The sequence below is a fragment of the Sphingomonas sp. Sphisp66 genome (genome assembly GCF_047324325.1).
GTDB lineage: Bacteria > Pseudomonadota > Alphaproteobacteria > Sphingomonadales > Sphingomonadaceae > Sphingomonas.
This window is the reverse complement of sequence record NZ_CP168508.1, coordinates 3,574,677-3,588,903: the sequence shown is the minus strand read 5'-3', so window position 1 is coordinate 3,588,903 and position 14,227 is coordinate 3,574,677. Positions and strand designations below refer to the sequence as shown.

12 protein-coding genes are annotated in these 14,227 nt (G+C 68.2%); 9 read left to right on the top strand and 3 right to left on the bottom strand.

Annotated elements, in window-relative coordinates:
- Positions 1–20: 20 nt before the first annotated feature.
- Both ACEN8G_RS16185 and ACEN8G_RS16180 read right to left on the bottom strand, forming a co-directional pair.
- Positions 21–1,124: a LacI family DNA-binding transcriptional regulator gene (locus tag ACEN8G_RS16185; RefSeq protein ID WP_413417180.1), complete on the bottom strand. Its 1,104-nt coding sequence runs from the start codon at positions 1,122–1,124 to the stop codon at positions 21–23.
- A 77-nt stretch (positions 1,125–1,201) separates the two neighbouring features.
- Positions 1,202–1,831, bottom strand: a complete 630-nt coding sequence (locus ACEN8G_RS16180) for a helix-turn-helix domain-containing protein (RefSeq protein WP_307117562.1) — start codon at positions 1,829–1,831, stop codon at positions 1,202–1,204.
- 149 nt (positions 1,832–1,980) lie between these two features.
- Between ACEN8G_RS16180 and ACEN8G_RS16175 the strand changes: the two genes are divergently transcribed.
- From ACEN8G_RS16175 to ACEN8G_RS16145, 7 genes are all read left to right on the top strand, one after another.
- Positions 1,981–3,954 (top strand): serine hydrolase domain-containing protein, encoded by a 1,974-nt coding sequence (locus ACEN8G_RS16175; protein ID WP_413417178.1) that lies wholly within the window; start codon positions 1,981–1,983, stop codon positions 3,952–3,954.
- A gap of 10 nt (positions 3,955–3,964) precedes the next feature.
- The gene (locus ACEN8G_RS16170; protein ID WP_413417176.1) at positions 3,965–4,981 is read left to right on the top strand and encodes a dipeptide epimerase; all 1,017 of its coding nucleotides are present in this window, start codon (positions 3,965–3,967) and stop codon (positions 4,979–4,981) included.
- 148 nt (positions 4,982–5,129) lie between these two features.
- Entirely contained in the window at positions 5,130–7,322 is a 2,193-nt protein-coding gene (locus tag ACEN8G_RS16165; protein ID WP_413417174.1) for a TonB-dependent receptor, read from the top strand.
- Between the two features lie 11 nt (positions 7,323–7,333).
- The gene (locus tag ACEN8G_RS16160) at positions 7,334–8,371 is read left to right on the top strand and encodes a DUF1611 domain-containing protein (RefSeq protein ID WP_413417172.1); all 1,038 of its coding nucleotides are present in this window, start codon (positions 7,334–7,336) and stop codon (positions 8,369–8,371) included.
- Positions 8,368–9,495: a hypothetical protein gene (locus ACEN8G_RS16155; RefSeq protein ID WP_413740621.1), complete on the top strand. Its 1,128-nt coding sequence runs from the start codon at positions 8,368–8,370 to the stop codon at positions 9,493–9,495. The genes ACEN8G_RS16160 and ACEN8G_RS16155 overlap by 4 nt, the downstream gene beginning before the upstream one ends.
- Positions 9,492–11,066: a serine hydrolase gene (locus ACEN8G_RS16150; protein ID WP_413417422.1), complete on the top strand. Its 1,575-nt coding sequence runs from the start codon at positions 9,492–9,494 to the stop codon at positions 11,064–11,066. The genes ACEN8G_RS16155 and ACEN8G_RS16150 overlap by 4 nt, the downstream gene beginning before the upstream one ends.
- The gene (locus ACEN8G_RS16145; RefSeq protein WP_413417424.1) at positions 11,063–12,250 is read left to right on the top strand and encodes a dipeptidase; all 1,188 of its coding nucleotides are present in this window, start codon (positions 11,063–11,065) and stop codon (positions 12,248–12,250) included. The genes ACEN8G_RS16150 and ACEN8G_RS16145 overlap by 4 nt, the downstream gene beginning before the upstream one ends.
- Here ACEN8G_RS16145 and ACEN8G_RS16140 read toward each other — a convergent pair.
- Positions 12,247–12,714 carry an Lrp/AsnC family transcriptional regulator gene (locus tag ACEN8G_RS16140; RefSeq protein ID WP_413417426.1) on the bottom strand — a complete coding sequence of 156 codons (468 nt, stop codon included), beginning with the start codon at positions 12,712–12,714 and terminating at the stop codon, positions 12,247–12,249. The two genes, ACEN8G_RS16145 and ACEN8G_RS16140, sit on opposite strands and share 4 nt — an antisense overlap.
- A 126-nt stretch (positions 12,715–12,840) precedes the next feature.
- On the opposite strand from ACEN8G_RS16140, the gene ACEN8G_RS16135 reads away from it, so the two are divergent.
- Together ACEN8G_RS16135 and ACEN8G_RS16130 are read left to right on the top strand one after the other, a co-directional pair.
- Positions 12,841–13,908 (top strand): Glu/Leu/Phe/Val family dehydrogenase, encoded by a 1,068-nt coding sequence (locus tag ACEN8G_RS16135; protein ID WP_413417428.1) that lies wholly within the window; start codon positions 12,841–12,843, stop codon positions 13,906–13,908.
- Positions 13,909–13,911: 3 nt separating this feature from the next.
- On the top strand, positions 13,912–14,142 hold the full coding sequence (locus ACEN8G_RS16130) for a hypothetical protein (protein ID WP_413417430.1): 231 nt from the start codon (positions 13,912–13,914) through the stop codon (positions 14,140–14,142).
- Positions 14,143–14,227: the final 85 nt, after the last annotated feature.

The window sequence follows — 14,227 nt, the reverse complement described above, 5'->3', positions numbered from 1 at the left end:
CCGCGCGCCTTGTGGCGGGTTCAGGCGCGGGGCGAGGCGACCGATTCGCGCAGGACGAGATGGTGGTCGATCACGTCGAATCCGGGGGTGCCGGTGCCCTGGCCGCGCAGCAGAGTCTCGATCAGGCGCTCCACCGCGCGCGAGGCGATCCGGCGGATCGGCTGGTGGATGGTGGTGAGCGGCGGCCAGATATAGGCGGCGACCGGCGCGTCGTCGAAGCCGACCACCGAGAGGTCGCCGGGCAGCGTCAGGTGCATGCGGTGCGCGGCGAACATCGCGCCCACCGCCATGTCGTCATTGGCGCAGACGATCGCGGTCGGGCGTTCGGGCCGGGCGAGCAGTTCCTCGGCAAGCTCGACGCCCGAGCGGAAGCTGAAGTCGCCGCGCAGGGCGATCACCGATTCCTCGCCGATCCCGACTTCGGCGAGCGCGCGCAGGAAACCGCCATAGCGCATCTCGGCGGCGAGATGCCCTTCGATGCCGAGCATGTAGCCGAAGCGGCGGTGCCCGGCGGCGACGACATGGCGCGCGATCTCGTATCCGGCCGCCGCCTCGTCGAAGCCGACGCTGGGCAGGAGCGCGCGGACTTCGTCGCTAGGCGAGATGCAGACCAGCGGACAGCCCTGCGCCATCAGCCTGCGGACGAGCGGCAGGTTGGCGGAAAGCGGCGGTGACAGGACCATGCCCGCGCTGCGGCCCGAGGCGAACAGCTCGACCAGCCGGTCGTCGCGGTCCTCGTCCTCGATATGGAGGTTATAGGTCGTCAGCTCGAAGCCGGCCGCGGCGGCGGCGCGCAGCGCGCCCAGCTCGATCGCGGCGAAATAATAGCTGTTGGGCGGCGCGTCGCGCGCGTTGCAGTTGATCAGGGTGAGCGTCTTGCTCGTCCGGCTGGCGAGATTGCGCGCCTGCGGATTGACCCGATAGTCGAGTGCTTCGACCGCGCGCATCACCCGGTCGCGCATCCGGTCGCTGACATGCGCCTGGTCGTTGAGCGCGCGCGACACGGTGGCCCGGCCGACCCCGGCCAGCGCCGCGACATCGTCGATCGTCGGCGGGCGGCCGTTGCGAATGGCATCGGAACCATGTGCGCCCGGAATTGGCGAAGATCTGGACAGCGATGACATTTCCGCCGCGATGGGTGGCACAGGCGCTGGCGAAGCGGCAACCTAAAATGCGTGTCCCGCTCGTGCCCGGGAAGCGCCTAGCCGTGCAGGTTGAGCAGCGAATCCATCAGCCCGTCCTCGGCGCTGGAGCAGACGCCCAGGATCACTGCCTCGTCGCAATCCTCGCCGGTCACATAGCCGTGGCCCATGTTCGAATCGATGTAGATCGATTCGCCGGCCTTGAGCGTGACCGGATCGTAGAATTCGGTATGCACGACGATGCTGCCGCTGACGACGTAGATATATTCCTCGCCCGAATGGTGGACGAGGTCGCCGAACTCCTCGGCGGTCTTGGCGCGCACCTTGGTGATCACCGGGATCATCCGCTTCCGGCGAAGCTCGGTGCAGAGATAATAATAGTCGTAGTTGGCGGTGTTCACCCGCACCGCGCGATCGAGATCGCCGATGCTGCGCCGCGCGGTGACCTGGGTCTCGGGCGCCGAATCATTCTCGGCGAACAGCTCCGACATGCGGATGTTGAGCCGCTGGCTGAGCTGCAACAGCTTGTCATAAGTCAGCGTCAGCCGGTCATGCTCGACCTTGGACAGAGTCGATACCGGAATGCCGCTCTTCAGGCTCATCTCCTTGAGCGTCCAGCCATTCCTTGCACGCAGCGCCTTCAGCAGCGTTCCCAGCGTCGGATGTTCGGCCTTCAGCTTCGTGGCCATGCGGCACCTCGGTTTGACATTTCTCTGAATAGGATCATCATGTCCCAATCAGGCGTATCTGTTTACATATCACAGCCTAGCCGCAGACACATACCGGCGCAATCGACATGCCGGAGTCCTGGCCAGGGAAGAGGGAGGACGACGCGCTCATGTGGAAACGTTCGCTCGGGGTGCTGGCAGCGGGGTTGCTCGGCATCGCCATTTCGGTGCCGGCCTTTACCCAGGCACCCGCATCACTCACGCCGGTAGCGCAGACCAACGCGCCGGCACCGACGGCCCGGCCGGCGGTCGCGCCGAACCTGACCAAGGCGGATGCGGACGCCTGGCTCGACGGCTTCATGCCCTATGCGCTGGCCCGCGGCGACGTCGCCGGCGCGGTGGTAGTGATCGTCAAGGACGGCCAGGTCGTCACCCAGCGCGGCTTCGGCTATGCCGATGTGGCGAAGCGTAAGCCGGTCGATCCGGCGACCACGCTGTTCCGTCCGGGCTCGACCTCGAAGCTCTATACCTGGACCGCGGTGATGCAGCTGGTCGAGGCGGGCAAGCTCAACCTCGACGCCGATGTGAACCAGTATCTCGACTTCAAGATCCCGCCCTATCAGGGCAAGCCGATCACGCTGCGCAACATCATGACGCACACGGCGGGGTTCGAGGAGATCATCAAGGGGCTGCTGGCCTTCGACAAGCCGGTGCCGAGCCTGGGCGACGTGCTCAAGCATCGCATCCCCGAGCGCATCTATGCGCCGGGCACGACGCCGGCCTATTCCAACTACGCCACCGCGCTGGCCGGCTACATCGTCGAGCGCGCCTCTGGGATGAGCTTCGACGCCTATGTCGAGAAGAACATCTTCGGGCGGCTGGGCATGCAATATGCCAGCTTCCGCCAGCCGCTGCCCGCCAACCTCAAGCCGTTCATGTCGCAGGGCTATGAGCTCGGCTCGGGCCCGGCCAAGGGCTATGAGCTGATCGGCATGGCGCCCGCTGGCGCCTCGGCGATCAGCGGCGGCGACATGGCCAAGTTCATGATCGCGCACCTCGCCAATGGCGGCCCGCTGCTCAAGCCCGAGACGGCGAAGCTGATGCACGGCCCGCAGGCGAGCGCGATCCCGGCGATCAACCAGATGGCGTTCGGTTTCTACGAGCAGCGGATCAACGGCCACCGCGCGATCGCGCATGGGGGGGATACGGTTTACTTCCACAGCGACCTGTGGATCTTCCCCGAAGACAATGTCGGGCTGTACATTTCGATGAACAGTGGCGGCAAGGACGGGGTCACCCGCGTGCTGCGCGGCTCGCTGTTCGACGAGTTCGCCGACCGCTACCTGCCCGATCCCAACAAGGCGCCGCCCAAGGAGCTGCCCACCGCCAAGGAGCATGCCAGGCTGCTCGTCGGCACCTGGACCAACAGCCGCCGGATCGATTCGAGCTTCGCCAAGATCATCGGCCTGATCGGCGATACCAAGGTGAGTCTCGACGCCGAGGGCCGTCCGGTGATCCCGGCGCTGACCAGCCCGGGCGGGGCGCCGCGCAAGCTGATCGAAGTCGCGCCGTTCGTCTGGCAGGACGCCTATGGCCATGAGAAGCTCGCCGCGCAGGTTGTCGACGGCAAGGTCGTGCGCTGGAGCTTCGGCGAAGTCTCGCCCTTCATGATCTGGTACCGCACGCCCGCCGCGCTCGACTCGGCCTGGCTGCTGCCGGCGGTGCTGTTCGGGCTGGGCGTGGTGCTGCTCACCGCATTGTCCTGGCCGGTCGGCTGGTTCGTTCGCCGCCGCTATGCCGCGCCGTTCAAGCTCGAGGGCGAGGCGAAGCGCACCTACCGCGTGCTGCGCGGCTTCGCCTGGCTGGTGCTGGCGGTGTTCGTCGGCTGGTTCCTGATCATCAGCGGGATCGAGAATTTCGAGAGCCATGGCTCGACCGACTGGCTGATCCTGCTCGTCCAGTTCGTCGGCACGCTGGCATTCTTCGGGATGTTCGGCCTGTCGGTGTGGAACGCCTGGCTGACCTGGCGCGACAAGCGCGGCTGGTTCGCCCGGATCTGGAGCGTGCTGCTCGTGCTCGGCAGCTTCTTCATCCTGTGGATGGCGCTGGTCTACAAGCTGGTCTCGTTCGGGACCGAGTTCTGAGGGCGTGGTGATGCGCCGCGTGCTCGATGTGACGGTGGAACGGCTGCCCTTCGCCAAGCCGTTCCGCATTTCCGGCCATGTCTTCACCGAGTCTCCGGTGGTGGTCGTCAGCCTGTCTGACGGCCTCCACACGGGGCGCGGCGAGGCGAGCGGCGTCTATTATCTGGGCGATGACGAAGCGACGATGACCGCCGCGCTGGCAAGCGTGCGCGAGGGGCTCGAACGCGGCATGACCCGCGCCGAGCTCCAGCACGCGCTGCCGGCCGGGGGCGCGCGTAACGCGGCGGACTGCGCGCTGTGGGAACTGGATGCGAAGCGCGAAGGCGTGCCGGTTTGGAAGCTCGCCGGCCTGCCCGAGCCGCGGCCCTTGCTCACGACTTTCACCTTGGGCGCCGACGATCCGGCGGTGATGGCCGAGGGCGCGCGGGCCTATGCGGACGCCCGGGCGCTCAAGCTCAAGCTGACCGGCGAGCTCGAGCTCGACATCGCCCGGGTGCGGGCGGTGCGGGCGGCGCGGCCGGAATGCTGGATCGGCGTCGATGCCAATCAGGGCTTCCGGATCGACGAGCTCGATCCGCTGGTCGCGGTGCTGGTCGAATGCGGGATCGCGCTGCTCGAGCAGCCGCTGGCGCGGGGGCGGGAGGCGGATCTGGACGGATTCAGAACGCCGATCCCGATCGCCGCGGACGAGAGCATTTTGACGCTTGCCGATGTCGATGGACTGGTCGGGCGGTTCCAGACGGTCAACATCAAGCTCGACAAGTGCGGCGGGCTCACCGAGGCGATCGCAATCGCAAGGCGGGCGCGGACGCTCGGGCTCGACGTGATGGTCGGCAACATGGTCGGATCGAGCTGGGCGATGGCGCCGGCCTGGCTGCTCGGCCAGCTCTGCGACGTGGTCGATCTCGACGGGCCGACGTTCCTGGCCGCCGACCGCGATCCCGGCATCGTCTATCGCGACGGCCATATCGATTGCCCCGCCGCGGTATGGGGAAACATTGCGACGGCTGCGCACGCGGCATCGTAACATAATTGCAAATTAGGTTGACTCTTCTCTAATCAGGATAATAGCATCCTGATCAGGCAAAGAGAGGGCCGGGAAGCGCCAAAGCGCGCACGGCCGCCACCGCCCCGAACCGGGCGGGTGACATCGAACTCCGAGGGGGAGACCGACGATGACGCGCATGACCAACCGGGCCAGTTTGTTGATTACCGTCGCGGCGGGAGCGCTGCTGCTGCCCGTCGCCGCCTTCGCGCAGGATGCGCAGCCGGCCGCCGCCCAGACGCCGGTCGCCGGCGACGACGAGATCGTCGTCACCGCGCAGAAGCGCGAGGAGCGGCTGCAGGACGTGCCGATCTCGATCAGCGTGGTCGGCGGCGAGCAGATGCAGCAGAGCGGCGCCTCGCAGCTTGCCGACTATGCCGCCTATGTCCCCGGCTTCCAGATCGACAATGCCGGCTCGCCGGGTCGATCGACGTTGTCGCTGCGCGGCGTCGCCCCGATCGGGCCGAGCGCCACGGTGGGCATCTATCTCGACGACGCCCCGATCGGCTCGAGCGGCATCTACAACCGCGCCCAGACCTTCTCGCTCGACCTGCTGCCCTATGACGTCGAGCAGATCGAAGTGCTGCGCGGCCCGCAGGGCACGCTCTACGGCGCCAGCTCGATCGGCGGCCTGCTGAAATACGTCACGGTGCAGCCCGACCTGAACAAATTCTCGGTACGCGCCGGCGGCGAGGTCTTCACCATCGCGCATGGCAGCGATGCCGGCTGGGCGGCGAGCGGGCTGGTCAATGTGCCGATCGTCGCCGACAAGCTGGCGATCAGCGGCAGCTATGCGCGCCGCAAGACGCCGGGCTTCATCGACAATGTGCTGACCGGCGAGAAGGACGTGAACTCCGCCGTCCAGCAGGGTGCCCGCGTCGCGCTGCTGTGGAAGCCGGACAACAAGTTCACGCTCAAGCTCAGCAGCCTGTGGCAGCGCACCGAGTCGGACAATTTCGGCATCCTCTACGAGACCCAGGGCAGCCCGGTGCCGCTGGCGCCCGGCGCGTCGTGGCTCAGCACCAACTCGCAGCTGCCCGAGCCCTTCCATAGCGACTTCAAGTTCGTCTCGGGCACCGCCAGCTACGATCTGGGCTTTGCCGAGCTGGCCTCGACCACCTCGTACAGCGAGCTGAAGATCCTCGAGACCAGCGACGCCTCGCGCGTCTATGGCGTGATCTGGGGCGGCCTCGCCAATTATCCGGCCAATTTGCACCAGAAGAAATGGACCGAGGAGGTCCGCCTCACCTCGGCATCGAGCAACCGCTTCGAATGGCAGCTCGGCTTCTTCTACACCGACGAGGACAACAACCACAGCCAGGTCGTCCGCGCGCTCGACGCCAGCGGCCAGCCGCTCGCGCCGTTCGATCCCTTCGCGATCGTCGGCCTGCCCAACACCTACAAGGAATATGCGGTCTTCGGGAACGCCACGGTCAAATTCGGCGAGGTCTTCCACGTCACCGGCGGGCTGCGCTGGGCGCGCAACGACCAGACCTTCACCCAGTCGACGCAGATCCCGCTGCTCGGGCTGAACAGCGGCGGCGACGGTTCGTCGAGCGAGGACATCGTCACCTGGAGCGTCAGCCCGCAGGTCAACATCAACCGCGACACGATGCTCTATGTCCGCGCGGCCAGCGGCTATCGCCCGGGCGGCCCGAACATCGCGCTGCCCGGCTTCCCGGCCACGGTGACCTCGGAAAAGGTGACCAGCTATGAGGCGGGCATCAAGGCCCGCTTCCTCGACCGCAAGGTGACGTTCAACGCCGCCGCCTTCCTGCTCGACTGGAACGACCTGCAGGTGGCCCAGGCATTCGCCAACGGCATCAACGGGCTGGTCAATGCCGGAACCGCACAGAGCAAGGGCGTCGAGGCGCAGCTGCTGATCCAGCCGGTGCCCGGGTTCAGCGTCGGCGGGAATTTCGCCTATACCGACGCCAAGTGCACCCAGACCACGCCGAACTGCACCGATGGCGACCAGCTGCCCAACGTGCCCAAGCTCGCCGCGGGCATGACCGCGGACTATGACTGGGCGCTGGGCGGATCGACCCGGGCGCATGTCGGCGGCGCGGTGCGCATCGTCGGCGACCGCATCTCGGCAGTGGCGAGCGATCCGCTGTCGGTGCCGGTCGACGGCTATGCCACCTTCGACCTCAACGCCTCGGTGACGTTCGACAGCAAATGGACGCTGCGCGCCTATGCCCGTAACCTGACCGACAGCCAGGGGCGGATCACCACCAGCGTCGCCACGGTCAATCCGGGTTACCTCTCCACCGTCCCCGTCCAGCCGCGCACGCTTGGCCTCGCGCTCGACCTGGCATTCTGATCGGAACGCACATGAACGCGCCCTTCGCCGCGCGCGGCACCGCCACGGTGCTGCCGCAGCCCTATCTGCTCTTCCTCGGCGACACGACCGAGCCCGGCTTCGCCAAGACCGCGTTCGGCCTGCGCGACTGGGCCGGCGAGAAGTGCGTGGGCGAATATGCGTGCGGCGCCACCGTCTCCACCGGCCTGCCGCGGCTGACGCCGGCCGAGGCGGTGGCCAAGGGTGCGCGCGGGCTGGTGATCGGCGTCGCCAATCCGGGCGGGGTGATACCGCCGAGCTGGCGTACCTCGCTGGTCGAGGCGCTGGAGGCGGGGCTCGACATCGTCTCTGGCATGCACGTCCGGCTGGCCGATATCCCCGAGGTGGCCGAGGCGGCTGCCTTGCTCGGGCGGCGGCTGATCGACATCCGCGTGCCCCCGGCCGACATCCCCGTCGCCACCGGGCGCAAGCGCAGCGGCAAGAGGCTGCTCACCGTCGGCACCGATTGCGCGCTCGGCAAGAAATACACCGCGCTCGCCATCGCCCGGGCGCTCGAGGCGCGCGGGATCGATGCGGACTTCCGCGCGACCGGCCAGACCGGGATCATGATCGCCGGCGGCGGCATGCCGATGGACGCGGTGATCTCCGATTTCGAGGCGGGTGCGGCGGAGGTGCTTTCCCCGGATGCGGCGCCCGGACATTGGGACGTGATCGAGGGGCAGGGATCGCTGGCGCATCCCGCCTATGCGGCGGTGTCGCTCGGCCTGCTCCATGGCAGCCAGCCCGATGTGTTCGTCGTCTGCCATGAGCCGGGGCGCAGCGTGATGCTGGGTACCGCGGGCTATCCGGTCGCGACGATCGAGGAGATCATCGACCTGACCACCGCGCTCGGCAGGCGGACCAACCCCAGCATCCGCTGCGGCGGGGTGAGCTTCAACAGCTCGGCACTGGACGAGGCCGAGGCGGCGGCGCTGATGGAGGCCGAGAGCAAACGCCTGGGCCTGCCCGTCGCTGATCCGGTGCGCGGCGGCCCCGCCTTCGACGCGCTGGTCGAAAGCTGCCTGGCATGAGCGCGCCGGCGGCAGGGTCGAGCTGGTTCCAGCGCTTCCTGCTGCCGGGCTTCGCGATGAAGGCCGTCATCATCGGCGGCGGCTATGCGACCGGGCGCGAGCTGGCGGAATATTTCCTGCCCGCCGGCCCCTGGGGCGGGCTTGCCGGCATGGTGCTGGCGATGCTGCTGTGGAGCGTGATCGCGGCGGCGACCTTCGCCTATGCCCGGATGGTCGGCGCGCTCGACTATCGCGCCTTCTTCGCCGACCTGCTCGGGCCGGCCTGGATCGCGTTCGAAGGCGCCTACATCCTGTTCGTCGTGCTGATCCTCGCGGTGTTCGGGGCAAGCGCGGGGGCGATCGGCGCGGCGATGTTCGGCTGGCCGGTGTTCGCCGGCACGCTGGCGCTGGCGCTGGCGATCCTCGCCACCGTGACGCTGGGCAATGCGGCGGTGGAGGGCGTGTTCAAATATGTCTCGTTCCTGCTCTACGCCGTCTATGCGATCTTCCTCGCGCTGAGCCTGTGGCGCTTCGGCCACCGCATCGCCGCCGGCTTCGCGACGCCCGCGCCGTGGAGCGGCTGGGCGAGCGGCGGGCTGACCTATGCGAGCTACAACATCATCGGCGCGGTGGTGATCCTGCCGGTGCTGCGGCATTTGACCAGCACGCGCGACGCGGTGGTCGCCGGCCTGGTCGCCGGGCCGCTGGCGATGCTGCCGGCGATCCTGTTCTTCACCTGCATGATCGCCTTCTATCCCGGCATCGGCGCCGAGACGCTGCCTTCGGACTTCCTGCTGCGCCAGCTCGATGTGCCCGTGTTCCACTGGGCGTTCCAGATGATGATCTTCGCGGCCTTGCTCGAGAGCGGGGCGGGCGCGGTGCATGCGATCAACGAGCGGGTGGCGGGGGTGGTGCGCCGGCGGCGCGGCGTGGCGCTGGGGGCAGGGGCCCGGGCCGCGATCGCCGGCGCGCTGCTGCTCGTCTGCATGTTCGTCGCCGACCGGGTCGGGCTGATCGCGCTGATCGCCAGCGGCTACCGGCTGCTCGCCTATCTGTTCCTCGCCGTCTTCGTGCTGCCGCTGCTGACCATCGGGCTGGCACGATTGCTCCGGCGCCCCGCCATTCCCCAGGAGATTGCCGCATGAAGCTGCGCCACCTGCTCGCCCTGCCGTTGCTCGCGCTCGCCACCCCGGCGCTGGCCGATCCGCCCGGCGGGCTCGACGCCAAGGTGGAGGCGCTGCGCAAGGCGAGCGGCGCGCCGGGGATCGCCGTCGCGATCGTCGAGCATGGCAAGACGACGCTCGCCAAGGGCTGGGGCTTCCGCAAGCTGGGCGACCCGGCAAAGGTGGATGCCGACACGATCTTCCAGACCGGATCGACCGGCAAGGCGTTCACTGCCGCCGCGCTCGCCATCCTGGTAGACCAGGGCAGGATCGGCTGGGACGACAAGGTGATCGACCACATGCCGTGGTTCCGCATGTACGATCCCTGGGTGACGCGCGAGATCACGATCCGCGACTTGCTCGTCCACCACTCCGGCCTGGGGCTGGGGGCAGGGGACCTGCTGTTCGTTCCGCGCGGGAGCCTGTCGCGCAAGGAGACGGTGAAACGGCTCGCCTTCATCAAGCCGGCGACCAGCTTTCGCTCCAGCTATGCGTACGACAACATCCTCTACATGGTCGCCGGCCAGCTGATCGAGGAAGTCAGCGGCAAGAGCTGGGAAGACTTCATGACCAGCGAGGTGCTCAGGCGCGGCGGCATGGCGACGGCGACTGCGACCTATGAGGCGCGCTGGGCGACCACGGACCGCGCCTTTCCGCATGCCCGGATCGGCGGGGCGGTGCGCGGCGACGGGCCGAACTCGGTGCTCGACGAGCGCGAGGAACTGGGCCGCGCGGCCGCGCCCGCGGGCGGGCTGGCGCTGAGCGCCAACGACCTGGCGCAATGGCTCAAGATCCAGCTCGGGCACGGCGCGCTGCCGGGCGGCGGGCGGCTGTTCAGCGCTGCGCAGGCGGCGGAGATGTGGAAGGGCGTCACCGTCCAGCCGCTCACCCCGTACCCCGGCAGCCTTGCGCCGCTGACGCCGAAGTTCAGCACCTATGCGCTCGGCTGGGAGGTCGAGGATTACAAGGGCGCGCGGATCATCTCGCATGGCGGCGGGGTGTTCGGATCGATCACCCATGTGATCCTGCTGCCCGACCAGGATGTCGGCATTGCGGTGGTGGTGAATTCGGAGGATGTGGCGCTGCTGCGCGGCGTCGCGCACCTGCTGGTCGACCATTATCTCGGGATACCGGACCAGGACTGGCCGAAGCGGTTCGGCGAATTCATGACCACGCGGATCGAGGGCGGCAAGGCCGCGCTCTCCGCGGTCAAGGCGGCGCCCGCCAAGGTCGGGCCCTCGCTGCCGCTGGAACGCTATGCCGGGACCTATCGCGATCCCTGGTACGGCGATGTCGCGGTGACGCAGGGCGCGGACGGGCTGCGGATCGACTTCAGGACGACCCCGCGCATGGCCGGCAAGCTGGTCCATTGGCAGTACGATACCTTCGTCACCCGCTTCGACGACAAGGCGATCGAGCCGGCCTATGTGACCTTCGCGCTCGATGCCGATGGCAAGGTGGCGCGGGTGACGATGAAGCCGGAAAGCCCGATCGCCGACTTCAGCTATGACTATCGCGATCTCGACCTGCGGCCGGTGGAAGACAAGAAATGACCAGGCATCTCGCGTTGCTCGCCCTGCTCCTATCCGGCTGCGCGGCGGCGCCTGTGGCCCAGGCGCCCGCGCAAAAGCCGCACAAGGACTTCCTCGTCCTCGACACGCATCTCGACACGCCGCTCCACTTCGCCCGGGCGGGGTGGAGCTTCGACGGCCATCACGATCCGGCGACCGACCTGGTCCAGGTCGACATGGAGCGGATGGCGGCGGGGGCGCTCGATGGCGGGTTCTTCGCCATCTACACCGAGCAGGGGCCGCTGACGGCCAAGGGCTATGCCGATGCGCTGGCCTATGCGCGCGGGCGATCGGACCTGATCGACTCCACGCTGGCGAAGTTTCCGGGGAAGATCGGGCGGGCGTTGACCCCCGAGGATGCGCTGCGGCTAAACCGCGAGGGCAAGCTCGTCGCGTTCAAGAGCATGGAGAACAGCTACGAGCTGGGCGAGGACGTCGCGCTGCTCAAGGAATTCCATGACCGCGGCGTGCGGCTGGCCGGGCCGGTGCACGCGGCCAACAACCAGTTCGCCGACAGCTCGGGCGACAAGCCGAAATGGAACGGCCTCTCTCCCCTCGGGCGCAAATGGGTGGCGGAGATGAACCGGCTGGGCATGGTGATCGACGCCAGCCATTCGTCGGACGCGACGTTCGACCAGATGCTCGAACTGTCCAAGACGCCGCTGCTGCTGTCGCACTCCAGCGGGCGCTGGGCGTTCGACCATCCGCGCAACCTGGACGACGGGCGCATCCGCAAGCTGGCCGCGAAGGGCGGGGCGATCTGCGTCAGCACGATCTTCCTGGCGAACATGAACATGACGCCCGAGCGCGCGGCGCTGTTCACCCGGTACGAGCATATCTCGGACCTGTCGCCGGCCGAGCAGGTGGAGCTCGCCCGCAAATGGCGGGAGCTCGACAAGACCCAGCCGATCTGGGGCAAGGCCGATTTCGAGCGCTACATGGAAATGGTCCTGCATGTGATCCAGGTCGCAGGCGTCGACCATGTCTGCTTCGGTGCGGACTGGGACGGCGGCGGCGGGCTGCCGGGGATCGCGGACATCTCGGCCCTGCCCAAGGTCACCGAGCGGCTGCGCAAGGCGGGGTACAGCGACGCCGACCTGGAGAAGATGTGGAGCGGCAACATCCTGCGGGTGGTCGGTGAAGCGCAGAAGGCGGCGGGGCGCTAGGGGATCGGCAGTGCCGTCGTCGCCTTGACTTGGCTTAGCGCGACGGTCGAGTTGATCTCCTGCACGCCGGGCAGCTTGGAGAGCTTGGTGAAGAAGAAGCGCTCATAGGCCTCGATGTCCGCCGCGACGATGCGCAGCATGAAGTCGAACACGCCCATCAGCACATAGGCCTCGAGCACCTCGGGGAAGGAGCGGATCGTCGCGGCGAACTCGTCGAGGTTCGCGCGGCCATGGGCGTTGAGCTTGATCTGCGCGAAGATGTGCGCGTTGAGGCCGACCTTCTGCCGGTCGACCAGCGCGACCCGCCTGGTGATGATCCCGTCCTTCTCCAGCCGGTCGACCCGGCGCCAGCAGGGTGAGCTCGACAGGCCGACCATCTCGCCGAGCTTCGCCGTGGGCATCGAGGCGTCCTCCTGGAGGACCTGGAGGATCTTGCGTTCGAACGGATCGAGGTCGGCGGGCAAATCTGTTCTCCGATGCGGCGAATATCGGTCAGATCATGCTGATCCTATGCCGAAAGCTGCAAACAAGGCCACATTCTCCCGCAAATCCATGGAAGAGTCACCTCCAGATTTCAGGAGCCCTTTCCCATGGTCGATACTGTCTGCGATACCGCCACCCCGCCCGAGAGCGTGCACGTGCTGCGCGACGAGGAGAGCGGGCTGAACGGCGTCATCGTGCTGCACTCGACCCGGCGCGGGCCGGCGGCGGGCGGGTGCCGGCTGTGGCGCTATGGCGACCATGCCGCGCTGGTCGGCGACGCGATGCGGCTGGCCGAGGGGATGACCTACAAGAACGCGATGGCCGACCTGCCGCTGGGCGGCGGCAAGGCGGTGCTCAACCTGCCCGAGGGCGAGTTCGACCGGCGCCGGCTGTTCGCCGCGTTCGGCCGGGCAGTGGCGCGGCTCGACGGGGCCTATGTCACCGCCGAGGATGTCGGCACGAGCGTCGCCGACATGGAGACGGTGCGCGGCGAGACCCGCCATGTCGCCGGCCTGCCGCCGCGCGACGGGCGGCCCGGCGGCGATCCCTCGCCCTGGACCGCGCGCGGCGTGTTCCTGGCGATGGAGGAAGCGGCGCGGCGCCAGCTGGGCAGCGAGCTCAGGGGCGTGCGCGTCGCGGTGCAGGGGCTCGGCAATGTCGGCTCGGCGCTGTGCGGGATGCTCCACGAGGCCGGCGCCCGGCTGATCGTCGCCGAGCCGCGCCCCGGCGTCGCCGCCGAGATCGCCTGCCGCTACGATGCCGAGATCATGGGACGCGACAGCATCCTCGATGCGCGCTGCGCGATCTTCGCCCCCTGCGCGCTGGGCGGGGTGCTCGACGGCGACAGCGTCGCCCGGCTGCGCGCCCGCATCGTCTGCGGCGCCGCGAACAATGTGCTGGCCACGCCCGAGGACGGCGACCGGCTCGCCGATCGCGGCATCCTCTATGCGCCCGACTATGTCGTGAACGCCGGGGGGATCATCAGCGTCGCCGGCGAATATCTCGGCTGGAGCATCGACGAAGTGGCGACGCGCGTCCATGCGACCGGCCTGCGGCTCGGCGCGGTGCTGAGCCATGCCGGGCGCGCGGGACTGGCGCCGCACCGCGCTGCCGACGCGCTTGCCCGCGCGCGGATCACCGCCGCGCCGCTTGCCCCGGTACGCGAAGCTGCCTGAGCGATGCGCCTGGACATCGTCGGCGAATCGAGCGCCGCCCTGTTGTGCCGGCTGGTCGGGCTGGCCGCGCAGCACGACCTGGCGGCGCCCGACATGGAGGTGCGCGTGACGGATGACGGCATGACCGTCCGGCTCGATCTCGAGCTGGACGGGCCGCCCGGCGTGATCGTCGCGGAGAAGATGCTGCGCTGCATTGGCGTCGAGGCGGTCACGCTCGACGGGGTGAGGCTCTAGGGCGTATCGACATTCATCTATCCTCCCCCTGGCGGGGGAGGATAGGGTTCGGTTGCATTGCTGAATGTCGATCGGCGCTAGCCGC